Raw genomic sequence first — 25,619 nt, forward strand, 5'->3', positions numbered from 1 at the left:
GGAAATTCCGAAGGTTTTTTTTATTTGTAATACGTTTCTAAGAATTGATAGAACTCTGTTAATCGATAATAATTATTCAATCCGAGGTAGACGGTCATTATCAAAAGTAACCCGTAAAATAAACTGATTGAAGTTCTCTTTTCTCGATAACTGAAGAACAACCAGCCCAACAATAAGGGATAAACAAACACAAAATGTCCGCCGTAAATGTAAGATGTATGGAGTCCAAACTTCAGAACGCAATGCACTAATACATCAAACAAAAATGTGATTACAAGAATCCAAACCAATTTGTTTTTGCAATTTTTGAAAACGCTCCAAATTATTAACAATAAAACGATTCCAACAAAAAGATAGGGAACAAACGATGTATAAACATCCATAAAAAGTGCTTTGTAATAGAACGTTTTGTCTTTGTTATGATAATCTCTAATCTCGTAATTGGAAAACAGAATATTCCCACCAAAAAACCAAGAATAAATCATATCCCAAAGTGGCGTTGCTTTTGGCTTAGAAAACTTATCATACTGTTCTTCAGTTTTGTTTAGAAAATTTTGAAAATTAAAATCTAATCTCAGCAAAAACAGAAAAACAAATACAACAACCGAAGTCGCAATTTTTGCAACAGCCATCGCGATTTTTTTCCAATCCCAGAAGATTTTTTTCTCAAACAAAAACGGAATGTAAACTTTGACAATATTCGTAATTGTCAATCCTCCAATGAAAACAGAACCAAAAATGGTTGCTCCAAAAGAAATCGGTTTTTCTTCTTTGATTTTCTTCGCTGAATAGTAATTGAAAATCGAAAGAAACAGCAACGTGTAAGTATAAGTTTCCGGCGTGAAAGACAAGAGAATATTAGTCACAAACAATCCGTAGAAAGCCAAAATCAACAAACTGATTTTCAGTGGAAGTTGGATAATATTATTAAGATATTTGAAAATCTGAACATTCGCCAACGAAATCACAATTGTTGAAAACAATGCTAAAACCAATCTAAAAACAGAATCGTATCTATTTCCCGAAATCCATAAAGCGAAATTTCTGATTTGGTCAAAGAAATAATTGGACAAAGGATGTCTTTCAAAACCTCCACCAGTTTGAATAATCGCCCTATTGTCAAAACTGAAATAGCCATCCCAAGGAATTCTATCATCATAAATAATTCTGAAATTACTTGCAATAAACCAAGCATTGGCACCATAAAGAAGGACAAAGAATAAGAAAATCAATAATTCTATTTTCGTTGACGGAAAAACTGATTTCAGGAAGGATAAAATTTTGTTCAATAGTTTCAACCGATGATATTTTCTGCAAAAATAGGAAGTCTAGCGACTAATTTCTAAAAATCTCTCACTATTTTTAAGAACTACAAGACAATTGACTACAACCTGTCTGATTATCATATTTTGAAGGTCGTTTTTGATTGAATTCTGGAAAGCGATTTTCATAAGGATTTTGTAAAGCTTCTTTCAGTTTGAAAAACAATTCATAATCTCCATTTTCCGAATCTTGAATCGCCTCGAATAAGAGATAATTTCTTAGAATAAATTTCGGATTTGCTTTTGACATTAATTCCACAGATTCTGTTTCCAAGATTTTATTTTTGAGTTTTCTTGCTTGATATTTCTCGATAAAATTTGATAATCTTTTCAATTCACTTTCATTCAGAACTCGATAAGAAGAATTGGAAAAGTCATCAGTTTTAATTTCTGAATCACGCTTTTCAAGACTTTGGAAAAATAAAGTATAATCAAGATTAAAATCCTGCAACAACTGTTGCCATTCGGTAAAAAACCGTTCGTCTTCTGGCAAAACTTCATCGAAACCAAATTTGTTTGCTAACATTTTGTCGTGCTCTATCCAAAATCGTTTTCCGTAATCATCCAAGATTTTTTCTAAAACTTCTGAATCATTGATCAATGGGAAAATAGCATTCGCTAAAGCTGCCAAATTCCAATGCGATATCTGACCTTGTTTTCCAAAAGCATAACGTTTCCCGGGCAAATCAGTTGTGTTTGGTGTGAAATCTAAATCATAACCATCCATCATAGAAAACGGTCCATAATCAATTGTGAGTCCAAGAATTGACATATTATCGGTATTCATCACGCCGTGAACAAAACCTACACGATACCAATCGATTATCATTTTCAAAGTTCTGTCACAAATGGCTTGAAACCAATCAATATATTTGTTAGGATTACTTTCTGAATTGACTTCTTGATAAAAATTTTCAATTGTATAATCTGCTAATTGTTTCAGCAGATCAGTTTGATTTCTAGCAGACAACAATTCGAAATGTCCGAAACGTAGAAAAGATTCAGCCGTTCTTACCACAACTGCTCCTTGCTCTTTCTGTGGATTCCCAGAATATTGAATATCCCGAATAACATCTTCACCAGTTTTGGAAAGGCTTAAAGCTCTGGTTGTTGGAACGCCGAGATGAAACATCGCCTCACTCATCAGATATTCCCGAATTGAGGAACGCAAAACCGCTCTTCCATCTGCGTGTCTAGAATAAGGTGTTGCGCCAGCTCCTTTCCATTGGATTTCGGTTTGATGGTTTTTATTGATAATTTCACCAGCATAAATTGCTCTACCATCTCCTAATTGACCCGCCCAATTTCCAAATTGATGACCTGCATAAGCGGTTGCGTAAGTTTCGACATTTTCAGGAAGATTTTGAGCGACAAGGAAATCTTTATTGTTGTCTAATTTACCTAAACCTATTTCGATTGATAACTCTTCATTAAAATCAATTAATTCTGTTTTATCAAAATCTGCAGGTTCCACTGTTGAAAACAAAACATCTGGAGTTTGTCTCTGCATCAGATTTCCCGAAAAATCTCCAGCAAATCGTTTTGTGAATTGATGAGTAATATTTTTTAAATTCATTATCAAAAAACCCGTCTCGCTTGATGCGGACGGGATTTAATTTTATTTGTTAAAGTCTATATCATCCGAGGAATTAATAGCTTCATTAGAATTATCTTCTTTTTTCACTGGTTTATCAGGAACTTCTCTCACTGGATTTTTGAGTTCCTCAATAGATTGTAATCCACCATCATCACCATATCCATTTCTGAGATTATTGAGATCCGAACAACTTCCTGTCCAGTTTGCCGGCTTAATGAATTTATCTTCTGGAAGAATATTCAAAGCTTTGTCTGCAAAAACCTTTTTCATATAAATTGCCCAAATCGGAAGTCCCATTTTTGCTCCTTGTCCTTCACCTGTGCTCCAGAAGTGCGTTGCTCTATCTTCCCAACCAACCCAAACATCAGTCGCTAGTTTTGGAACAATTCCTACAAACCAACCATCTGAGTTTTTCTGAGTTGTCCCGGTTTTACCAGCGATTTCTACACTTGCAGGAATTCCTCTTCTTCTTAATTCTCCAGAAGCTGTCCCGAATTCTGCAACACCTTTCATCAAATCAATCATTGTGTAAGCGTACATCTCGTTCATTACTTCTTTTACAACAGGTTTCACTTCTTTTATGACACGTCCGTTCGCATCCTCAATCCTCCAAATCATTTCCGGTTTTGTATAATTTCCGAAATTGGCAAACGTACTGAAAGCTCCCAACATCTCATAAATGGTAATATCGGAAGTACCCAAAGCCATTGGCAAATGTTTATCAATTGGACTTGTAACGCCTAAATCTCTTGCTAATTGAATAACGTTTTCCGTTCCCGCCATTTCTGCTAGTCGAATTGCAACAGGGTTCAAGGATTTTGCAATCCCTTCTTTCAGTGTAACACTACCTCCTCCACCTTTTACATACCAGCTTCCTTTTTGATAAGGCGCATTAGAAACAGCAGAACAAGGCGTCATACCTAGATGCATAATAGCCGTTGCATATACAAATGGTTTGAAAGTTGAACCAACCTGTCTTTTCCCTTGTTTCACATGGTCATACTGGAAATGTTGCCAATTGATCCCTCCAACCCAAGCCTTGATATCTCCAGTTGCAGGCTCCATAGACATCAAACCTGCTTGTGCAATCTGCTTGTGATAACGGATAGAATCCCAAGGAGACATCTCAACCTCCTCTTCACCTTGCCAAGTAAACCTAGTCATTTTCGTAGGCTGGTGGAACTCGATCATAATAGAGTCTTCTGACATCCCTTCCGCTTTCAACTGCTTGTAACGACCTGTTCTCTTAACTGCAGACATCATCAAATCATTGATCTGAGTTTTGGAAAGATTATAATAAGGACGATTTGGATTACGCCTCATCTCATTATCAAAGTTTCTTTGAAGATCTGTCAAATGTTCCTTAATCGCCTCCTCAGCATATTTCTGCATTCTAGAGTCTAAAGTCACATAGATTTTGAGTCCGTTTTTATAAAGATTGAGTTCTTTTCCTGTTTCTTTTTCGTAAGAATCTAGATACTGCTGAATTTCTTTTCTGAGGTAATATTTATAATAAGAAGAAAAACCTTCCTCAACGGTTTTGATTTCGTGGAAATCTACAACTATTGGCGTTGCAATCGCTTTATCATAAGTAGAATTATCAATGTAACCAGTTTCCAACATTTGTTTAAGAACAACATCTCTTCTGGTTTTTGCTTTTTCTGGATTTCTGTAAGGATTATTTCTTCTTGGCGCTTCCAACATTGCTACAAAAGTTGCTGCCTCTGGTAATGTCAACTGATTCACAGATTTATTAAAATAAACTCTGGAAGCCATTTCGATTCCTTTTGCATTGAAAAGGAAATCCATCTTATTGAAGTATAAAGCAACAATTTCTTCCTTCGTGTAACGCTTTTCAAGGCTTACTGCAACACACCATTCTTTCAGTTTCTGGAAAGCTCTTTCAAATCTATTTTGGGAAGCATTTCCTGTGAATAACAATTTCGCTAACTGTTGTGTAATCGTAGAACCTCCACCTCTTCTCCCACCAAAATAAATTGCTCTAGCAACCGACTGCATATCAATTCCAGAATGCTCTTTAAAGCGCTCGTCTTCTTTCGCTTGTAATGCATAAACCAAATATGGCGGAAGTTGCTTGTAAGTTACCGGTTTGGTTTTTTCTTTTTCAAATTTCCCTAGTAGAACATTATCTGAAGAGTAAATCTCCGATGCAACATAAATGTCAGGATTCTCCAACTCCTTCACATCCGGCATATCTCCTACAAAACCCTGAGACACTGCGAAAAACAATCCGGATATTCCTAGCACCACGGCTAAAAACCCTATCCAAACAATCTTAATCCATTTTCTGATTCCGGATTTCGCTTTTTTCTTGTCTGGCAGAGGAAATTTTTTATGTTCAGTTTTCTTATTTTCCATTAATAAATTATGGCTTTAAGTTTTGAATTTTAATTCCTATATCTTCTATTCCTGGCAATACATTTCTTCTCATTGCCTGAACAACTTTGACAGAATAATTACCATTTTGTGGAAATTTATAATTGAGTTTATATTGAAAAATAATCTCTTTCGTATCACCAAAACCTGTTCCAATCCATTCTCCATTTGGCTTTGCTAGAACAAAATTAAGAGTATCTGTTGAGATCTTTTTTTTGTTATGTTCAATACTTGCAATCAATCTTAGATTACTGTACGGATAATCGTTATTATTCCGAACAACAAACATCACATTTTTCTGATTCTGAGCATCTTCCACATCAAAATCAAATGATTGAGGAACATTCTTTTTCCATTGATTCCCAACATCATTTACCAAAATTTTTTCATTACTATTTTGGCAGGAACTCAAAGATAAAAATAGGACAAAAACAACTATTGATCTAAGCATTACCTTCATTTTTCGGCGGAAATTTCTTTTTCGGTTTCTTGAACGGTTTTTTCTGAGTTTTATTTTCCGTTGGTTGATTATTATCTGTAGTTTGAGCTTTCGGAGTTTCAGTTTTATTTTCCGTAGGCTTTTGATTGTTCTGACGATTTTTATGATCAGTGTTTCGCGGATTTTTATGACCTTGTCCTTGATTTCCTTTTGTCTGAACTTTTGGTTCACCAGCTTTGCTTTCTACAGGTTTTTGCTCATTAGAACTATTCCTGTTATCCGCTTGTCTTGGAGTTTTATTATCAGCCTGCTTCTTGGACGGTCTGTTATCTGATTGTCTCGGATTATTTCTCTCTCTATTATTATTGTTTGGTCTTGGTTTTCTGTTCTTTTTCTCGAAACGATCCACACTATTTTCTTGAATCAAATCAGATGTCACCATCTTATTTTCAATCACTTTCAGATCTTCCAAAGCCGGAGATTTTTCTCCCCTTTTGTTCATTACAATCATCTTCTGAACTTCGTAGATATCAAGATCATACCAAGCCATAGAATTCTCTACGTACGCAAACCACATTTTCTTTTTGAAAACATCGATTTTTATGCAAAATGCTCTTCCTTTTTCTGTATTCAGAACGGTGCTAGATGAAGGAAAATCTCTTAAAACATCAAGATAACTATCCAATTCATAGTTCAGACAACATTTCAATTTTCCGCATTGTCCTGCTAATTTTTGAGGATTGATACTCAATTGTTGATATCTCGCAGCATTGGTATTCACAGAGCGAAAATCCGTTAACCAAGTTGAACAGCATAATTCTCTTCCACAAGAACCAATTCCTCCTACTTTTGCAGATTCTTGACGGAAACCAATTTGTTTCATATCAATCTTTGTGCGGAAAGTAGAAGCGTATTCTTTTATCAGCTGGCGAAAATCGATACGATTATCTGCTGTATAATAAAAAGTAACTTTTGAGCCATCTCCTTGATATTCAACGTCTGTAATTTTCATCTCAAGATTAAGACCGTAAGCAATTTTACGAGCTTGTACCTTGATATCGTTTTCTTTTTTTCTTAGATCCTGCCAAGTTTCTACATCTTTTTGATTGGCAAGACGATAAACTTTTTGTATCCCATCCTCGTGTACGTTTTTCTTTTTCATTTGGATTTTCACCAATTCTCCAGAAAGACTTACTACACCTATATCGTGACCCGGACTAGATTCTACAGCAATGATACTTCCGATATGTAAAGGCAGGCTGTTGACGTTTCTATAATATAATTTACGTTCATTTTTAAAACGAACTTCCACATATTCTGAACTTTTCGACGATGATGGATTAACATCCGAAAGCCAGTCAAAAACACTTAATTTATAACTATTGCCACAAGTATCTACACTACTGCACCCACTGGCACTCTTCGTACCGCAAGAGTGGGAAGAATCGCCGGATGTTTTACATCCACAACTCATATTTATTTTATTTTAATAGTTGCAAAGTTAATATAATTTTTATTTAAGCTTACCGAATATATTTTTTAAAAAAACTTTTTTGTTAATTTTGAGTTAATACAGTCTTAACATTGAAAATATAGCAATAAAACAAGCATTTAAACAATTATTACATAAATAACAATTTGCCTCTTTATTATGGTTTGCATCATAACGTTTAAAATTAAACTAAAATTAAATAGTCGCTAATATACATCATAAACAACTGATTTATAACATTTTTACAATTACCCAAAACTAAACAATTATTCACAGAATAGCAATGTTTAACTTTTTTTAATAATTTCTATAGTTATTATTAAAATAATTATAAATTTGGAACATTAATAATAATTATATGAGAAAAATTTTAGTATCCATGGCATTGGCTGCCGGTATGATGGCTTACGCAGGAGGTTTCCGAGTGTCTCTTCAGGGTGTTAAGCAGCTGGCAATGGCACATACAAGCGCACACGCAGAGGATGCGAGTGTTGCATTCTTCAATCCTGCCGGTATTTCTTTTATCCCGGCAAAGCTTAGTGTTGCTGCAGGAGGGTTTGGTGTATCTGATAAAATTACTTATCAAAATACCAGCACGTTGCAACAGACAGAAACGGACAACCCACTTGGAACACCGATTTATGCAGCAATAGCTTATAAGGTGATGGATAATGTTTCTGTTGGTTTTAGTTTTTCTACACCTTTCGGAAGCACCATAGAATGGCCAAGCGATTGGGAAGGTAAAGAAATCGTTCAGAAACTGGAACTGAAAAGTTATTTCTTCCAACCAATGATTTCAGTAAAACTGGCACCTTGGGCATCTTTTGGAGCAAGTTACATCTACGTCAAAGGAAAAGTGGACTGGACAAAAGCTCTGACTCAATACGGTGGGCAACTCAATCTTTTAGATGACACCGCTACAGGACATGGTTTTGGTTTTGGTTTCTATTTCCAGCCAAATAACAATTTGGATGTCAGCGTAGCATACAGATCACCGGTAGATATGAAGGCAAAAGAAGGAAAGGCAACTTTTACGGTGCCATCTTCTCTGCTATCTAATTTTAATGGTGGTTCGGACAATTTCAAGGCTACACTTCCTCTTGTGGACGAATACACTATTGGTGTTACATACAAGGTTACACCTAAATGGTTAATTTCTGCGGACTATAATTACCACGGCTGGGAAAGATACAGCAAGTTGACACTTGACTTCAGTACAGTTGCAGCAGGAAATCAGCCAAATGATCCAACCGTCTCCGTATCACCTAAAAACTTTAAGAATACATCCAGTGTGCGTATCGGAACACAGTATGCGTTTAACGATATGATTTTCGGTAGATTGGGTTGGTACTATGATCAGTCACCGTATGCTGACAAAGATTTTATCCCTGAAATACCTTCTTTTGACAATTATGTTATAACAGGTGGTGTAGGATTTAAGTTCAACAAACTTGGAGTTGATCTTTCCGGAGCGTATGCAATGCCAAAGAGCAGAACATTTAACAATCCCAACCTGAGTTTTGCGGGGCAGGCAAAAGCTGATGTATTCTTTTTTGGTCTTGGATTATCTTATAACGCATTCTAATATTTGAATTAATTATGAAAAAATTATATATATCAACAGTAGCTGCGGCTTTGCTTTTCACGGTTAGCTGTCAGCATGATTTTGAAAACAGTACCGAAGATGTGGTGGTAACATCTGGCGAAGCTAATTTTTCTAAATATATTGCTTTAGGAAACTCTTTAACTGCTGGTTACAGAGATGGTGCACTATATGCGGACGGACAGAACGAGTCTTACCCAAGTATGATTGCTAAACAAATGCAATCAGCTGGCGGTGGAGAATTCAAGCAACCATTGATGCCTGATAATAATGGAGGTTTACTACTTACTCTGCCGACAGGAAATATACAGATAGCAGATACTAAAAGAGTAATTACCGGCTTCAGTGGAGGAACACCTACAATAGCTTTTGCTAATGATAACAAAGCTGCTACTATCAGCAATACTGTATTAACAGGTCCATTTAATAATATGGGAGTTCCTGGTGCAAAAGTATCACATTTGTTAGCTCCTGATTATGGAAACGTTCAAGGTATTCTTGCTAAAACAGCTAACCCTTATTTTGTTAGATTTGCATCAAGCCCAACAACTTCTGTTATCCAAGACTTTTTAGCACAGAAACCAACATTTTTCAGCTTATGGATTGGAAATAATGATGCTCTTCTTTACGCTTTAGCTGGTGCTGATGATACTGTTGAAAAATTAACTCCAGCAGACCAATTCGGAACCTACTATAATCTCTTGGTATCTCAAATCAAGACTTCTGGAGCGAAAGGTGTAATTGCAAACATCCCAAATGTAACAACTATTCCTTCTTTAACAACAGTTCCTTACAACCCGTTAACAGCAACATTGCTTGGTAAGGGAGATGTAAATGTTGGAAACGCTACGATTGACCAACTAAATAGTAGTTTATATGGACCACTTAATCAAATTTTAACTGCTTTGGGAGCTGGTGACAGAATTAAACCATTATCAAAAACCACAACCAATCCTTTATTGATTTTTGATGAAAGCCTTCCTAACCTAGGTAACGCTATAACAACAGCTGCATTAGCATCTGGAAACCCACAATTGATGGCGTTAGCACCTTATCTGGGTGCTACCTATGGTCGTGCCAGACAGGCGAAATCCACAGACCTTATTCCTTTGACTACGTCCGCGTCAATTGGTACTGCTGCGACTCTTCCTCCAGGTATCCCAGCTAGTTTAAGCGCAAGAGGTGTTGCGTACCCGTTCGAAGACAAATATATTGTAACAAGCACAGAAGCTACAGCTATTGACACTGCAATTAACAGCTATAATGTTATTATTAAAAAAGCAGCGGACGATAATGGTTATGCTTTTGTAGATGCCAATGCTAAAATGGTCGAATTGAATTCTGCATCTGGAATCCAATGGGATGGCGTAAGATATTCTGCAAAATTTGTAACTGGAGGAGCTTTCTCTCTGGATGGAGTGCATTTAACCGGACGTGGTTATGCTATTATTGCTAATGAATTCCTTAAAGCTATCAATACTAAATACAAATCTAATCTACCAATGATTAGTCCAAATTCTTATTCTGGAGTTACATTTCCTTAATCAGAATTAGATATTATATGACCGTCTCATTAAGTTAATGAGGCGGTTTTTTATTGATAATAAATATATTTTCAAAATATAAAATTTTGATTATTTTTACAAAATGCTTTCAAAAAGAGTCAAATACGCTATCAAAACTTTGCTTTTCCTTAACAGGACAAACAATGCTTCATTATTTTCAGCAAAAAAAATATCGGAGAACGAACGTATTCCGCTCAAATTTTTGGAACAAATCCTGCGTGAACTAAAGCAAAACAAAATTCTCAAAAGCGAACGAGGCGCAGAAGGTGGCTATACTTTTATGAAAGATCCTGCTGACATCAAAGTTCTGGATGTGATTAGAATTGTAGATGGTCCGGTTGCAATGTTACCTTGTGCTTCCCTCAATTTTTATGAAAAATGTGCGGACTGCACAGATGAGGCTACCTGCAGCATCAGAAAACTTTTAATCAATGTTCGTGACAGTATGCTTCCAATTTTGGATACCAGTATTGCTGATATGACGAAATCTGAAAAGTTCCCTATCTAAACTATGTTCACAGACGAATATTTTATGAATATGGCTTTGCAAGAAGCCGAAAAAGCATTAGAAAAAGACGAAGTTCCAATTGGTTGCATCATTGTTTCAAATGATAGAGTGATTGCTAGATCTCATAACCTTACAGAAACACTTACCGATGTTACGGCTCACGCAGAAATGCAGGCCATCACCTCAGCGGCTAATTTTCTTGGTGGTAAATACTTAAAGAATTGTACTTTGTATGTGACTTTGGAGCCTTGTGTGATGTGTTCCGGAGCTTTGGCTTGGTCACAAATTTCTAAAGTAGTGATTGGCACTAGAGATGAGCAACGAGGTTTTATCAACAAAGGATTATCTCTTCATCCAAAAACCAAAGTTGTTACAGGTGTTTTGGAAAATGAATGTTCGGCAATCGTAAAAGACTTCTTTAAAAATAAAAGATAACTATAAGTCTTTCCCAAGGTAATACAAACCCTTCAAAGTGTGAAGTTTATCCGCAATATTGATTTTATCTGTCAACGGTTTATAAACATGGCTTACACCGCCGGTTGCGATAACGAAACAGTTATCATTAACCTCATCATTAATCCTGTCTATAAAACCTTCTACCATACCAAGGAAACCGTAAACCATTCCGCTTTGCATACAAGTAATCGTATCCAAACCTAAAACAGATTTCGGCTTTACCAATTCGATTTCCGGTAGTTGGGCGGTTCCTTTTATCAAACTATTGAGTGAGGTCACAATTCCTGGCGCGATGATAACGCCTACAGTTTCTCCATTCTCCGTCAGACAACTTGCTGTGAGCGCAGTTCCAAAATCCAAAATGATTTTTTTATTTCTCGGATATAGATTATGCGCCGCAACAAGATTTGCATAGATATCTGTTCCCATCTGTTTGGACTTTGGAATCACTCCAGATGGCGTATTTCTATCAACAATTATCGGAATTTTCTGGTGAATTTTCTTAATCGAACTTGCTACCACTTTCGTCAATTGTGGAACTACAGAACCAATAATGACTTTATCAATCTTATCAATCTCGATTTTATATGTTTGATAAAGCATCAGAATCTGAACATAAAGTTCATCCGTAGTTTTATAGGGTTTCGTATTGATAACCCAAGAGATGTCGCAATTGTCATCATCAAACAAACCGAAACGGATATTGGTATTTCCTATATTGATTACAATGGAATTCATTTTTTGATTTTTTGTCCGAAGTCCGATGCTGGAAGACGGAAGTTTTTTACCTATAGACTATAATATTTTTTGAATTGAAATCTTCTGACTTCTGATACCCATCTTCTGACCCTTATTTCACTTCCAGATAATTATCCTGAGGATTAACATCCGCTAATCTTTGGCTGAAATCTATTCCCATTGCTGCTATCTGAGATTTGGTATAAGGTATTGTAAAACTGTATTCCTGCTGAGTCCAAGCCCAGTAAGGTAAAGTTTGAATATTACCATAAATATCTTTCGTTTTCCAAACTCTGGTCAAGTTCAATGGAATGTTGTAATTGATAACTTTTTTATCTTTTGTCAAAATACTGAAATCAATCGGCATTGGAATACCACCTTTGTTGACTAAAGTAATAGTTGTTGATTGAGGGTCATATTTCACATTCTTGATTCCGTAATCGATAGTTTTGGTTGTGTTAATCCAATAATGCTGGAACCATTTCAAATCCATCCCGGAAACCAACTGAGCAATGTGGATGAAATCTCTTTCCGTTGGATGTTTCATCGCCCATTCGTCGTAATATTTCAGCATAATTTTGCTGAGATTTTCTTCGCCCACGATGTAACCCAACTCTATTAAAAATGTTTCTCCTTTGATATAACTTGCATAAGTATAAGCCGTGCCGTTATCGTGATGATCACCTAACCAAACCGCAGGTTCTTCTTTACCCGATTTGGCGAAATTAGCATAAGCTTTCAACGCGCCCACAAATGGGTTCGGTTGAGATTCTTTTGGCGGGAACAATCTGTAAGACACAAAATCTTCGGCATACTGCGTAAATCCTTCATCCATCCAAGGTCTCACACTTTCATTGGTCGCCAGCATCTGCTGAAACCAAGAATGTGCACCTTCGTGGAACATCAAACCAGAAAGTCCTTCCAACGAAGTAGCTTCACCCAAAATCATTGTACACATTCCGTATTCCATTCCGCCATCTCCACCTTGGATGAAGGAATAACTTGGCCATTTGTAACGACCGAAAGTCGCGTTCATCAATTGGAAATATTTCGTGATGTATGGTTTCATTTCTGACCAATATTTTGTCTTTTCAGATTTTTGATAAACTAAGTAAACCTTTGGTCCATCCAAAATCGGGAAACTCTCCACCGAATAATCTCTGTCTGCTGCCCAAGCAAAATCCAGAATATTTTTTGCTGTCCATTTCCAAGTGACTTTGTTAGAAATATCTTGTTTTATAGCTGCATTGCTGTCATAACCTTTCACTTCCGTTGGGTTTTCCAGATTTCCTCCAGCGCCTATGACATAATTTTTATCGATTTTGATATTCACTTCGTAATCAGAAAACGGCGCGTGAAATTCTCTTCCGACATAATCAAAAGCTGCCCAGCCGTCATAATCGTACTCAGCGATTTTTGGATACCATTGTGTCATTGTCATATCAACACCTTCTCGGTTGTTTCTTCCGGCTCTACGGATTTGCATTGGGATATTGGCGTCCCATTCCATTGTGAACGTGGTGGAAGAATTTGGTTTGATTGATTCTGCTAAGAAAACCTTCATCACAGTTCCCTGAATTTCAAACTTCAAATCTTTCCCATTCTGCTTTATCCAACGGATATTCTGCGCGCCTTCTTCGCTTTTAGGAATTTCTGACAATCTGGAAACCACTGTATTCCCTACTCTTTTCGCCAATCTTCCGTCTGCATTTACGCCTTGAGACTGCACACGCTGATCCATCATAGAACCTGGCTTGAAGGCGTTCCAATACAAATGGAAATAAGCGACTTTCAACTCGTCTGGCGAATTGTTTCTATAATCTAAAGTTTGTTTTCCTTGATATGTGAAATTGGCAGCATCCACATCAATATCCATTTTATATTTGGCATATTGTTGATAATAAGGATTTTGCTGAGCCGATAAGATTAAAGAAAAAAGAATTGAGAATAGAGAGAATTTCAGTTTTTTCATAGATTCATTTTTATCAACCCTTTCAGAGTTTTGAACTCTGAAAGGATTTTTATAATAATTTTACCAAAAATAGGAAGTTTTTGTTGAATGACAAGTTTAATATAAAGTCAAAATTAATTTTTACGTATTAATTTTTTATATTTGTACGTAAAATCATTGTTTATGGATTCCAAACTCACTTTAAAATTAAATGAAAACGTTATAGAACGTGCTAAAAATTATGCATCCAAAAAAAAAGTCAGCTTATCGAGACTGATTGAAAATTACCTCGACTCCATTACACGTGAAGCAAATGATGATTTTGATATTTCGCCTTTTGTAAAAAGCATTTCCAGCGGAAAAAGCATACCGGCAGATTTGGATTGGAAAACTATGAGAGACGATTACACCAATGATTTGGATAAAAAATATCAGTGATGAAAAAGGTATTTTTAGACACCAATATTATCATCGATTTTCTTGGAGAAAGAGAGGGTTTTTATAAATATTCTGCAAAAATACTGACTTTAGCAGACCAAAAGAAAATCAAAGTTTATACTTCTCCAAGTTCCATTTCGAATGTGTTCTATGTCTTGGCAAAATATGAAAATTCCAAAACAGTATTAGAAAAAATCAGAAAATTCAAGCTTTTGTGTTCGATGTCCGTGATGGATGACGAAGTGGTGGAAAAAGCGATCCATTCGAACTTCAAAGATTTTGAGGATGCAATGCAGTATTTCAGTGCGCTGGCTTCCAATTGTGATGTCATCATTACCCGAAACGAGAAGGATTTCAAAAACGCCTTAATTCCTGTGATGAATGCCGAGAGTTATTTATTGAGTTTGAGAAACTAATTAACCCTAAAAACTGGATAAAGCCGATGCGTTTTCTCGTAATACAACGAATGTTTGTAAACCCAATCCAACTGCGCTTGTCCATCTTCTGCAAATTTTGGATTGTTGGTTTTCTCTAATTCGAAAGCGGTTTTCAAAGCCTTGTTGTCTTTCAGAAGTTTGGTCGCTGTATCCTCGAAAACATACGCCGAATAATATTCTTTCTGACCGAGAATCGCATCAAAGAAATTCCAGTTGAAATAAGAATCCACCGCTTCCGGCTCCAAAGTTTCTAGAAGAAATTTCACGCCATCTTGATTCAGCGGAACAAGAAAATCGCCCGCTCTGAATTTGATTTTCCCGGATTCTTTGGTCACAAACGTGTCGTAATGCAGATAATGACCTTCGTAAGGATTCGGAACGGTTTTGAAATCTTTGATTCTGTATTGTTCAACTGTAATCGTAGAATCCTGTTTGATTGGAATCATTTTGATTTGATTAAGTTTCAACAAATCGATGATTTTCCATTCGGATTGTGGAATGATGTAATATTTTGGAATCGTGATTTCTTTTGCCGGAACGTAAGTATTGTAGAATTTGACAGGCTTTGAAAACTTCGAGTTTCTGTCATACCAAAGTCTGGTTTTTCCGGATACATCGCTTGGTTTATATTTCGCTTCAAAACCTTTGAAATCGATAGTTTCATATTTTGTAGAATCGAGTTTCCAAGCCAGAGCATATCGGTTCCCGACTTTGTATTGTTTCAGATTTTCGGCTCGTTTTTGCTGAATGGTTTTATAATTTTCACCGATATAATTCAGGTTGTCAACCATATAATCATAAGTCACTTTCACTCGGTCTTTGTAAGGTTTCAGCATATGCGTTTCCACAACCGTCCCGATGGAATTGAATAAAGTCGTGTAACCCGTCGCATATCTCGGTGAATCCACAAAAGCAGGAAAACCACCATCCGGAACATCGCCGTGAATGTTGACATAAGGAACAGAAATCACACCTTTTTTCTCCATATTTTTCAGAAGCGTTCTCTGCATTTCGTCATTGAAATAATTTCCTAAAATAGTTCCCAAACGTTCTTTATTGGTCGAAATATAAGTGAAAGTATATTGATAATCTGCACCGTTGCTCACGTGATTATCAATAAAAACATCCGGTTTCAGCCATTGGAAAATCTGCTGAAAACTTCTGGAATTTTTTGAATCTGTTTTGATGAAATCCCGGTTCAAATCATAATTCCTAGCGTTTCCTCTGAAACCATATTCTTCCGGACCGTTTTGATTGGCTCTGGAGAAACTTCCTCGGTTCATCATTCCGCTGATGTTGTAACTTGCGATTGCTGCGAAAATTACATTATTCGGCGCTTTGATTTTTCCGATTGCTAAATCTCGCATCAACATCATTGTTGCGTCAATTCCGTCCGGTTCGCCGGGATGAATGCCGTTATTAACCAACAAAACCGATTTTCCTTTTCTCGCTTCTTCGAAACTTAATTTCGTCGGATTGAAAATCACCACATCGATTGGAGCGCCGTTGTCATCTTCGCCTTTTGTTTCGTAACTGATTGATGGATATTGTTTTGATAATTCCTGATAGAATTTTCGCATCTCATCAAAAGTTGTGGTTTGGTTGCCATTGCCTTTTTCATAAGGTGTAAGCATCTGAGATTGAGCAAAAGCAGAAATGAGGATGAAGAGAATGGAGAGATTTTTCATAGTACAAATGTAAAGAATCAGTTTTTATGAATCACAACTTATATAAACATTGACTAATTCTCACGACTTATTAAAAATTACATTTTTAAAGCATTAATATAGTATATTTTTAATAAATTAGTAAATTGTTTTAAAACTTCAAAAGCTAAAACATAAATGACCCCATATGAAAAAAACTGAAATATTTGGTGCAGAATATTATGCTTATCTAGATGATATAATCTGGTATGTAAAGCAAAACAACGGAACATCATCTGATGCAGAAGATCTCTATCAAGATGCACTGATTGTATTGTTGGAAAAGCTTAGTCAGGACAATTTTCATTTATCTGCTTCGCTTAAAACTTACATTTTTGCTATATGCAAAAACCTTTGGCTAAAAAAATTAAGACGTGTAAAGACCATTGTGAATTGGGAGCATATAAACCAAAGTGATTTTTTTGAAGAAATATCCGATGATATCGAAAAGGAAAAATCTGAAAAGGAAAAAATAGATGCCTTTTTTCTAGAGATCACGGATCATTGCAAAGAACTTATAGAAGAATTATTTCTAAAGTCTGCCACTCTGGATGAAATTCAGAAAAAATACAACTATGCAACGAAACATAACTTAAGCAACCAGAAGTACAAATGCATGCAACAAATTAAAAGATATAGAGAAAAGAACATCGAAAAATAATTTTTTACATCTGATTATCAATCATTTGCAAACAAATTTTATTTTATTGCAATTTAATGGGTGATTTTAAAATCTGAACTGGTATTAATATAAAAATATCATTTAATAATTTTAAAATTCAGCAAAATGAAAACAAAATCAATTTTAGTAGGCGCAATTGCATTAGGAGCTTTTACAATGACATCGGCAAAAACTTTTTCAAGCTTAGGAACGGGAAATGATTTAAGAACAAACCTAACTAATTCTTCATCGGAAAAATTAACATCCGACTCTACTTGCGGAACAGGAACTCACGGTGGAGGAAATGCTGCGGATGCTAAAACGAAAGATGCCAAATGTGGGGACAAAAAAGCTACCGGTAAAGCAAAAGACGGAAAATGCGGCGATGGTAAATGTGGAGACAAAAAAGCGAAAGGCAAAACAAAAGATGGAAAATGTGGTGATGGTAAGTGCGGAGACAAAAGTAGCAAAAAGGCTAAAAAAGCAACTGCTGCCAAATAATTCGATTATCTATTAACCGCAAGTAACAATCGGGATTCTTACTAAGAGTTCCGATTGTATCTTAAATTCACTTAATCAAGCAGCTATGATAGGAATTGGTTATCGGAAAGATTTTTCGGATGCGTTTTTAGAAAGCTCTATTCTTAAACCCGATTTTATAGAGGTAGCACCCGAAAATTGGATGGAAATTGGCGGTTTTTGGAAACAGCAATTAAAAAAAGCTGTTGAAAGATACCCATTATTTTGTCACGGATTGTCCCTTTCTGTAGGAAGTCTTGAAGGAATAGATATAGGCTTCGTAAAAAAAGTAAAACAATTTTTAGAAGATTTTCAGGTTTCTGTATATTCTGAGCATCTCACATTTTCTAAAGTAGATAATGCTCATTTATATGATCTTTTACCTATACCCTTCACGCAGGATGCTATAAACCGGGTTGTTGAGAATATCAAGCAGGTTCAGGATCTATTAGGCAGAAGATTAATCTTAGAAAACGGAAGTTATTATACAGTTTTAAAAGCCGAAATGTCGGAAGAAGATTTCATTAATGAAATTGTGAAGCGTAGCGATTGTGAATTGCTTTTGGATGTTAATAATGTATATGTAAACGCATTCAATCATCGATACAATGCAAAAAATTTCATCACAAAAATGCCTTTGGATAGAGTAAAATATATTCATATGGCAGGGCATCTTAAGGTAAACGAAAATCTGATTATTGATACGCACGGAAGCAAAATCATAGATCCGGTTTACGAATTGTTTGAATTTACAATGAGAAAGCTGAAACGAGACATTCCGGTTCTATTGGAAAGAGATTTTAATATCCCCGAACTTTCTATTTTGCAAGCTGAAATAGATGCTTTGAGGAAAATCAAGAAAAATGCTTTAAAAAAATCTAAAAATGTTGCTCTCCCAAACTGATACATTTGCTCTTCAGCAAGATTTGGGTCTTTATTGCAGAACTGGTTTAGAAGCGCCTAAAACCAGCAACCAAGAAAACACACCAGAATACAGAAGAATAGTTTTTAGCATTGTAAAAGACACCTTGAAAACCGCTTTCCCAATTGCTCGAAAATTTGTGGGGAAAAAGAAATGGAAAAAATTGGTTCATCATTTTTTTGCCAATCACAAATGTAAAACGCCACAAGTCTGGAAACTACCATCAGAACTATGTGACTTTTACAGAGAAAATCCGTTTCCATTTAAAAAACAATTTCCTTTCTTATTAGAGCTTTTACAGTTCGAATGGCTTGAGATAGAAGTTTTTATGATGGAAGATGCTGATATTCCTAGGTTTGTGCCTGAGTCAACATCTAAACAAAAAATACTTGTTGGGAATCCTGAAATAAAAATTTTAGGCTTGCAATATCCTATTCATACAAAAAAAACCAAGGATATTACAGAAGCAGATATAGGTGAATATTTTGTAACCATCCATAGAAACAATATTGATAAGCAAGTATATTTTAATGATTTGTCGTATCCATTTATAGAGATGCTCATACAGCTCAATGAAGAAAACATTACTTTGAAAGAACTAGAAAAAGTTTATTCCAAATATGAAAATGACAAAACTATCGCCAAGAAAATAACTGCAGAGTTTGTTGCCTTTGCCATAGAAAACAACCTTATTTTAGGTTATAAATAATTAAATTGATAAAAATGCTGAAAAAATTAGAACTATTACTAAACAAATTACAAGATGTGCCTTTATTAGCTATAAGATTGGCGTTGGCTTACGGATTTTATGAACCCGCCATGAAAAAACTTCAGGATATCCATGCCATTGGGGATTGGTTTGCAAGTCTTAACATTCCCGCACCATATTTCCAGGCTTATCTTGCGACGGGAACAGAAATTCTGGGTGTTATTTTATTAACTTTAGGACTTTTTACAAGAATCATTTCCTTTCCACTTATTATAACAATGATTGTTGCTATAGTAACTGTGCATTGGGAAAACGGATTTTCTTCAGGTGACAATGGCTTCGAAATACCATTATATTATATTATTATGCTGATTACTTTAATATGTTTTGGTTCTGGTAGGATAAGCTTAGATCATTTATTATTCAGAAAAAACGCAAAAGCTTCCGATTAATAAGAAAGCTGCATCAATTAAGGCGCAGCTTTTATCATTTTTATTTTTAGTCGTTAAGCTTCAAAACAGCCATAAAAGCTGATTGTGGAACCTCTACTCGACCAATTTGTTTCATCTTTTTCTTACCTTCTTTTTGTTTCTCCAAAAGTTTACGCTTTCTGGAAATATCACCTCCGTAACATTTTGCGGTAACGTCTTTTCTTAAAGCTTTGATGGTTTCTCTTGCGATAACTTTCGTTCCTAAAGCGGCCTGAACTGCAATATCAAACTGTTGTCTCGGAATCAGTTCACGAAGTTTTTCACACATTTTTTTACCAATGTGATAAGCGTTAGAATCGTGAATCAATGAAGATAAAGCATCTACCATATCGCCATTAATCAAAATATCCATTTTCACCAACTTCGAAGCTCGGAATCCAATTGGATGATAATCAAAAGACGCATAACCTTTGGAAATAGATTTCAATCTGTCATAGAAATCGAAAACCACTTCAGCTAATGGCATATTGAAAATCAATTCTACTCTTTCGGAAGTCAAGTAACTTTGGTTAACAATTTCGCCTCTTTTCTCAATACAAAGTGTCATCACCGCTCCAACAAAATCAGATTTTGTGATGATAGAGGCTTTGATAAAAGGTTCTTCTACACGATCCATTATGGATGGATCCATCATTTCTGATGGGTTATTGATCAAGATTGGAACTTCTGGTTCTTTTTTAGAATATCCAAAATAAGATACGTTGGGAACCGTGGTAATCACGTTCATATTGAATTCTCTATCCAAACGTTCCTGAACAATTTCCATATGCAACATCCCTAAGAATCCGCATCGGAAACCAAAACCAAGCGCTGCCGAACTTTCCGGCTCGAAAACCAAAGAAGCGTCATTCAACCTTAATTTTTCAAGGGAAAATCTCAACTCTTCAAAATCTTCTGAATCGATAGGATAAATTCCGGCAAAAACCATTGGTTTTACTTCTTCAAAACCTTCAATCGGTCCTGCTGCAGGTTTTTCAAAAGAAGTAATCGTATCACCAACTTTAACTTCCCTGGCATCTTTGATTCCCGAAACCAGATAACCTACGTCACCACATCCGATGGTTTTCTTTGGAACCTGTTTGAGTTTCAGTGTTCCGACCTCATCGGCTCCATATTCCTTTCCAGTGGCGAAAAATTTGATTTTTTCGTTTTTAGAAATGCTTCCGTTCACCACTTTGAAATATGCTTCAATTCCTCTGAACGGATTGTAAACAGAGTCAAAAATCAAAGCTTGAAGCGGCGCATCCGGATTACCAACCGGTGCCGGAATTCTTTCAACAATTTGCTCTAATAAATGGTGAACGCCTTCTCCCGTTTTTCCAGACACTCTCAAAACATCTTCATAGTCGCAACCGATTAGATTCATAATTTCGTCGGTCACTTCTTCTGGATTTGCAGAAGGTAAATCGATTTTATTAAGAATAGGAATGATTGTTAAATCATTCTCTAAAGCCAAATAAAGGTTAGAAATCGTTTGAGCCTGAATACTTTGCGCAGCATCTACAATCAAAAGTGCGCCTTCGCAAGCGGCAATGGAACGAGAAACCTCGTATGAGAAATCTACGTGTCCTGGTGTATCGATTAGATTAAGAACAAATTTTTCTCCTTTATATTCATAATCCATTTGGATAGCGTGAGACTTGATTGTGATGCCACGCTCTTTCTCAAGATCCATATCATCAAGCGTCTGAGATTGCAATTCTCTTTGCGTAACGGTATTTGTATATTCTAAAAGACGATCTGCCAATGTACTTTTACCGTGGTCGATATGTGCAATGATGCAGAAATTCCTGATATTTTTCATTTATAATTCTTGTAATTTGCAAAAATACATTTTTTTAAGATGTAAAAAAACGCTTATATATATTGTCGCTAATTTCTAAAATGATTTTCATTAGTTTCCTAAGCCAATTCAAAGAAAAAACGTTAATCTTTCATAAAAAAAAGAGATTGATGAAAAAAGTTTTATTTTTGCAAATTAATAATATTCAATATATCAGAATATTCTGACGATTACACATGAAGAAATATATTAGTTTGATGTTGATGTCTGTCGTTCTATTGTCTTGTAAGACAGAAATGGACAGAGCGATGAAGAGTGCGGACAAAGATTTTATCTTAAAAGTTGCTAACGAAAAATTTGCAAAGAAAAAATGGTCAGATGCTTTGGCATTATACGACAGATTACCCAACCTTGTAGCTGGGACGGATGATGCTCCTAATGTTGTTTTCAATTCAGCTTACGCTAATTACTACGACAAAAACTATAGATTGGCGGCTAACCAGTTCAAGAACTTTGTTATCAGTTTCCCTCAAGATCCTAGAAAAGAAGAGGCTGCTTATTTGTCTGCGCTTTGTTATTATGAAGGATCTTTGCAATATAATCTGGATCAAAGTAATACCGAATCGGCAATCACAGAATTGCAAAACTTCTTGAATGATTATCCAGACTCTGAGCGTTCCAAAAACATCACTCAGCTTGTGGATGAGTTGACTTATAAGTTGGAGTTTAAAGCGTTTGAAAACGCTAGGCAATATTATAAAATGGGAGAATACAAAGCGGCTGCTGTAACTTTTGAAAATGTTTTGGAGGATTTCCCAGCAACTAAGTTGAGACCAAAGATCTACGATATCATTATGAAATCTAAATACGAATTGGCAATCAACTCTATTTATGATCTTAAAAAAGAAAGACTAGATAATGCTATTGCCTATACAAAAAGAATTTCTACAGAACTTCCTAATTCCGAATACTCTAAAACAGCAGAGGATCTAAATACGAAATTAGAAGCCGAAAAAATTAAATTTGCTGCTTTGCAAGTAGAAGTAGAAAAAAGAAAAGCAGAATACGACGCAAAAGTTAAAAATGCTGAAGCTAAGGAAAACGAGAAAAAAGAATTAGCGCAAGAAAAACATCAAGCTAAGATGGAAAAATCCGCAGATCAGGCTAGAAGAGACAGTGCAAAGGTAAATTCGCCAGAACCACAAGCTACTTTCAAGTTTAAAAGATAATTAGTATATTTGCCACCCTAAACAATTCGTTCAATGAGCCTTAAAGATACAAAAGCAGAAGTAAGCACAATCACTTACGACAAAGATAAAATCGAAGAAAAAGTAGGTAGCATCTATGAGGCTATCGTAATCATGGGTAAAAGAGCAGAGCAAATCAATGCTGAGATCCGTTCTGAACTACACGGGAAACTAGACGAGTTTGCTGTTCACAACTCTACTTTGGAAGAAGTTTTTGAAAACAGAGAGCAAATCGAAATCTCTAAGCATTATGAAAAAATGCCCAAACCCACATCTATCGCTATCAGAGAATGGCTAGATGATGAGATCTATTACAGAAAAACGGAAGAAAAAAACTAATTTTTTTCCATTAAAAAATATAAAACCGTCTTATTGAATTAATGTTCAATAAGACGGTTTTTTTGTTATTAAAATTATTAATACTTTCGTTAATAAAAATCAAAACAAAATGAGTTTACAAGGTAAAAAAATCATCCTTGGAATTACAGGTGGAATTGCTGCATACAAAATGAATTATCTGGTTCGGGATCTTATAAAATCAGGAGCCGAAGTGAAAATTATTTTGACAAAATCAGCAGAACAGTTTGTCTCTGCGCTCACACTTTCTACACTAAGTAAAAACAAAGTTTACACCGATTTTTATGACGAGAACAAAACCTGGAATAACCATGTAGAATTGGCACTTTGGGCGGACTTACTACTCATAGCCCCTTGTACCGCTAACACTTTATCAAAGATTACGACTGGAGTTTGTGACAATCTATTAATGGCTGTTTATATGTCAGCAAAATGCCCCGTAGTTATAGCACCAGCAATGGATTTGGATATGTACGCTCACCCAACAGTCACCAAAAATTTGCAAACGGCTGAAAGTTTCGGACATCTAATCATTCCTGCAGAATTTGGAGAACTAGCAAGCGGATTAGTTGGACAAGGTAGATTAGCAGAGCCGGAAACGATTTTTTCTTTTATTAAAAACCAGTTTGATGAAGCTAAAGAAACATTTGCAGGTAAAAAATTCTTGATTACGGCTGGCCCAACTTATGAAAATATAGACCCAGTAAGATTCATTGGAAATCATTCTTCCGGTAAAATGGGATTTGATTTAGCAAAAGAAGCGGCAAAGAGAGGCGCAAAAGTGATTCTAATTTCTGGACCTTCTTCTCAAAAAATAGATAATAAGAATATTACACTTCACAAGATAACCTCAGCGAAAGAAATGTTTGATGAAGTCTTCAAATACTATGATTCCGCTGATGTTGCGATAATGAGCGCAGCGGTTGCAGATTATACTCCGAAAGTAAAAGCAACAGAAAAAATCAAGAAAAACGAGAACGAATTAACGATAGAATTGGTTAAAAACAAAGACATTCTCAGAACAATGGGTGAACAAAAAAAGAATCAATTTTTGGTTGGTTTTGCTTTAGAAACTCAGAATGAAGAAGAAAATGCTAAAGTAAAATTGGTGAAGAAGAATCTGGATTTAATCGTTCTTAATTCCCTTCGGGACGAAGGCGCAGGTTTTGCCAATGAGACAAACAAAGTCAAATTTTTCACACCAACCGAGGAACAATCATTTTCTTTGAAATCAAAAGAAGAAGTTGCAAAAGACATCTTGAATTTTATTGAAGAAAAATTGTAACAAAAACAATAGTTTTCCGTTATTATTTTGTCCTAGTTGGGATTATTTTTTTGACTAAGAATCCTTATTTTTACAAACATTTTTATTTGAATGAAAAAACTACTTTATATAATTTGTGCTTTACTTTTCTCACAAACAGCTTTTTCGCAAGAGCTTTTGGCGAATGTGCAGATTAATAATCAACAGATAGCAGGAAGTAATACACAGGTTTTCCGAACATTGGAAAAAGGACTGCGAGATTTCATCAACAATACCAGTTGGACCGGCAAAAAACTTCAGAATTTTGAAAAGATCAAATGCAATTTTGCCATTGTCATTTCGGACCGTCCGTCCAATAACAGCTTCAAAGGTTCGCTTGTAGTCCAAGCAACCAGGCCGGTTTTCAATTCTCAATACGAAACGCCTTTGATGAATATCAACGACACTAGTTTTTCTTTTGAATACAACGAAAACGAGAATTTGATCTTCAACGAGAGACAGTTCTCTGGCAAAAACCTCATCGATGTCATCAGTTTTTATATCTACACCATATTAGGATATGATGGCGACAGCTTTCAGTTAAAAGGAGGACAACCTTGGTTTGACAAAGCTTTTAAAATTGCTCAAAACTCTCAGAATCAAAACTATGAAGGTTGGAACCAGATAGAAAGTCAAAGAAATAGAGGTTCTTTGATCTCTGGCTTACAAAACGAAAACACATCTACCTTGCGAACTGTTTATTACAGCTATCATCGTTCGGGTCTAGATAATTTGGCAAAACCAGATCAGGGGCCAGCTAAGAAAACGATTGCAGAATCTCTGATGCAGCTTAAGTTCTATGAGAATAATTTTCAGATGAATTATGCTTTCGGTGTTTTCATGGAAAGTAAAAGTACAGAGATATTCAACATTTTTGATACGGGGAACAATGCATCTGTCAACATCAGCGAACTCAAAACTTTGATGTCTACATTAGCTCCAAAAGATATTGATAGCAAATGGAATAAGTGGAAATAA

24 protein-coding genes are annotated in these 25,619 nt (G+C 35.6%); 15 read left to right on the forward strand and 9 right to left on the reverse strand.

Translation table 11 applies throughout. The annotated features are described in order from the left end of the window. Nucleotides 1-20: 20 nt before the first annotated feature. From DRF58_RS08195 to DRF58_RS08215, 5 genes are all read right to left on the reverse strand, one after another. Nucleotides 21-1,232, reverse strand: a complete 1,212-nt coding sequence (locus tag DRF58_RS08195; protein WP_245955385.1) for a DUF6080 domain-containing protein — start codon at nt 1,230-1,232, stop codon at nt 21-23. Nucleotides 1,233-1,362: 130 nt separating this feature from the next. After that, nucleotides 1,363-2,898 carry a protein adenylyltransferase SelO gene (locus DRF58_RS08200; protein WP_116034524.1) on the reverse strand — a complete coding sequence of 512 codons (1,536 nt, stop codon included), beginning with the start codon at nt 2,896-2,898 and terminating at the stop codon, nt 1,363-1,365. Between the two features lie 42 nt (nt 2,899-2,940). Next, the gene (locus tag DRF58_RS08205; protein WP_116034525.1) at nt 2,941-5,298 is read right to left on the reverse strand and encodes a penicillin-binding protein 1A; all 2,358 of its coding nucleotides are present in this window, start codon (nt 5,296-5,298) and stop codon (nt 2,941-2,943) included. 7 nt (nt 5,299-5,305) lie between these two features. Then, nucleotides 5,306-5,767 (reverse strand): gliding motility lipoprotein GldH, encoded by a 462-nt coding sequence (locus tag DRF58_RS08210; RefSeq protein WP_116034527.1) that lies wholly within the window; start codon nt 5,765-5,767, stop codon nt 5,306-5,308. Next, nucleotides 5,760-7,229 carry a PSP1 domain-containing protein gene (locus tag DRF58_RS08215; RefSeq protein ID WP_116034529.1) on the reverse strand — a complete coding sequence of 490 codons (1,470 nt, stop codon included), beginning with the start codon at nt 7,227-7,229 and terminating at the stop codon, nt 5,760-5,762. The genes DRF58_RS08210 and DRF58_RS08215 overlap by 8 nt, the downstream gene beginning before the upstream one ends. Before the next feature lie 376 nt (nt 7,230-7,605). Here DRF58_RS08215 and DRF58_RS08220 point away from each other — a divergent pair, with 376 nt between their 5' ends. The 4 genes from DRF58_RS08220 (at nt 7,606) to DRF58_RS08235 (ending at nt 11,358) form a co-directional block, all read left to right on the forward strand. After that, nucleotides 7,606-8,832 carry an OmpP1/FadL family transporter gene (locus DRF58_RS08220; protein ID WP_116034530.1) on the forward strand — a complete coding sequence of 409 codons (1,227 nt, stop codon included), beginning with the start codon at nt 7,606-7,608 and terminating at the stop codon, nt 8,830-8,832. Between the two features lie 14 nt (nt 8,833-8,846). Further along, entirely contained in the window at nt 8,847-10,394 is a 1,548-nt protein-coding gene (locus tag DRF58_RS08225) for an SGNH/GDSL hydrolase family protein (RefSeq protein ID WP_116034532.1), read from the forward strand. 103 nt (nt 10,395-10,497) lie between these two features. Beyond that, nucleotides 10,498-10,923, forward strand: coding sequence for an RrF2 family transcriptional regulator (locus DRF58_RS08230; RefSeq protein WP_089768090.1), 426 nt, complete (start codon nt 10,498-10,500; stop codon nt 10,921-10,923). Between the two features lie 3 nt (nt 10,924-10,926). Next, nucleotides 10,927-11,358: a nucleoside deaminase gene (locus DRF58_RS08235; protein WP_116034534.1), complete on the forward strand. Its 432-nt coding sequence runs from the start codon at nt 10,927-10,929 to the stop codon at nt 11,356-11,358. Here DRF58_RS08235 and DRF58_RS08240 read toward each other — a convergent pair whose 3' ends face one another. Continuing rightward, nucleotides 11,359-12,117, reverse strand: coding sequence for a type III pantothenate kinase (locus tag DRF58_RS08240; RefSeq protein WP_116034535.1), 759 nt, complete (start codon nt 12,115-12,117; stop codon nt 11,359-11,361). 112 nt (nt 12,118-12,229) lie between these two features. Further along, nucleotides 12,230-14,089, reverse strand: coding sequence for a M1 family metallopeptidase (locus DRF58_RS08245; RefSeq protein WP_116034537.1), 1,860 nt, complete (start codon nt 14,087-14,089; stop codon nt 12,230-12,232). 162 nt (nt 14,090-14,251) lie between these two features. Between DRF58_RS08245 and DRF58_RS08250 the strand changes: the two genes are divergently transcribed. Together DRF58_RS08250 and DRF58_RS08255 are read left to right on the forward strand one after the other, a co-directional pair. Then, the gene (locus DRF58_RS08250; protein ID WP_116034539.1) at nt 14,252-14,506 is read left to right on the forward strand and encodes a DUF6364 family protein; all 255 of its coding nucleotides are present in this window, start codon (nt 14,252-14,254) and stop codon (nt 14,504-14,506) included. Beyond that, on the forward strand, nt 14,506-14,922 hold the full coding sequence (locus DRF58_RS08255; protein ID WP_245955386.1) for a type II toxin-antitoxin system VapC family toxin: 417 nt from the start codon (nt 14,506-14,508) through the stop codon (nt 14,920-14,922). Before DRF58_RS08250 ends, DRF58_RS08255 begins: the two co-directional genes overlap by 1 nt. Here DRF58_RS08255 and DRF58_RS08260 read toward each other — a convergent pair. After that, nucleotides 14,919-16,631, reverse strand: a complete 1,713-nt coding sequence (locus DRF58_RS08260) for a M14 family metallopeptidase (RefSeq protein WP_116034542.1) — start codon at nt 16,629-16,631, stop codon at nt 14,919-14,921. The two genes, DRF58_RS08255 and DRF58_RS08260, sit on opposite strands and share 4 nt — an antisense overlap. A gap of 166 nt (nt 16,632-16,797) precedes the next feature. Between DRF58_RS08260 and DRF58_RS08265 the strand changes: the two genes are divergently transcribed. The 5 genes from DRF58_RS08265 to DRF58_RS08285 all read left to right on the forward strand — a co-directional run bounded on the left by DRF58_RS08265 (nt 16,798) and on the right by DRF58_RS08285 (nt 19,912). After that, a complete protein-coding gene (locus DRF58_RS08265) occupies nt 16,798-17,310 on the forward strand; it encodes an RNA polymerase sigma factor (RefSeq protein WP_116034543.1) in 513 nt (170 codons plus the stop codon). 126 nt (nt 17,311-17,436) lie between these two features. After that, complete coding sequence (locus DRF58_RS08270; RefSeq protein WP_116034545.1) at nt 17,437-17,811, forward strand: HvfA family oxazolone/thioamide-modified RiPP metallophore; 375 nt, start codon at nt 17,437-17,439, stop codon at nt 17,809-17,811. Between the two features lie 85 nt (nt 17,812-17,896). Next, nucleotides 17,897-18,733, forward strand: coding sequence for an HvfB family MNIO-type RiPP peptide maturase (locus DRF58_RS08275; RefSeq protein ID WP_116034547.1), 837 nt, complete (start codon nt 17,897-17,899; stop codon nt 18,731-18,733). Further along, entirely contained in the window at nt 18,714-19,460 is a 747-nt protein-coding gene (locus tag DRF58_RS08280) for an HvfC/BufC N-terminal domain-containing protein (RefSeq protein WP_116034549.1), read from the forward strand. Before DRF58_RS08275 ends, DRF58_RS08280 begins: the two co-directional genes overlap by 20 nt. A 14-nt stretch (nt 19,461-19,474) precedes the next feature. Further along, on the forward strand, nt 19,475-19,912 hold the full coding sequence (locus DRF58_RS08285; protein WP_116034550.1) for an HvfX family Cu-binding RiPP maturation protein: 438 nt from the start codon (nt 19,475-19,477) through the stop codon (nt 19,910-19,912). Between the two features lie 46 nt (nt 19,913-19,958). Here DRF58_RS08285 and lepA read toward each other — a convergent pair whose 3' ends face one another. Continuing rightward, complete coding sequence (gene lepA / locus DRF58_RS08290) at nt 19,959-21,755, reverse strand: translation elongation factor 4 (RefSeq protein ID WP_116034552.1); 1,797 nt, start codon at nt 21,753-21,755, stop codon at nt 19,959-19,961. A 215-nt stretch (nt 21,756-21,970) separates the two neighbouring features. On the opposite strand from lepA, the gene bamD reads away from it, so the two are divergent. The 4 genes from bamD (at nt 21,971) to porD (ending at nt 25,619) form a co-directional block, all read left to right on the forward strand. Then, nucleotides 21,971-22,963 (forward strand): outer membrane protein assembly factor BamD, encoded by a 993-nt coding sequence (gene bamD, locus DRF58_RS08295; RefSeq protein ID WP_116034554.1) that lies wholly within the window; start codon nt 21,971-21,973, stop codon nt 22,961-22,963. A 33-nt stretch (nt 22,964-22,996) separates the two neighbouring features. Continuing rightward, nucleotides 22,997-23,320, forward strand: a complete 324-nt coding sequence (locus DRF58_RS08300) for a DNA-directed RNA polymerase subunit omega (RefSeq protein ID WP_116034555.1) — start codon at nt 22,997-22,999, stop codon at nt 23,318-23,320. A gap of 109 nt (nt 23,321-23,429) precedes the next feature. Then, the gene (gene coaBC, locus DRF58_RS08305; protein ID WP_116034557.1) at nt 23,430-24,623 is read left to right on the forward strand and encodes a bifunctional phosphopantothenoylcysteine decarboxylase/phosphopantothenate--cysteine ligase CoaBC; all 1,194 of its coding nucleotides are present in this window, start codon (nt 23,430-23,432) and stop codon (nt 24,621-24,623) included. A gap of 90 nt (nt 24,624-24,713) precedes the next feature. Further along, complete coding sequence (gene porD / locus DRF58_RS08310) at nt 24,714-25,619, forward strand: type IX secretion system protein PorD (protein ID WP_116034559.1); 906 nt, start codon at nt 24,714-24,716, stop codon at nt 25,617-25,619.

Origin of the sequence: Epilithonimonas hispanica, from assembly GCF_003385395.1 — a bacterium.
Classification (GTDB): Bacteria; Bacteroidota; Bacteroidia; order Flavobacteriales; family Weeksellaceae; genus Epilithonimonas; species Epilithonimonas hispanica.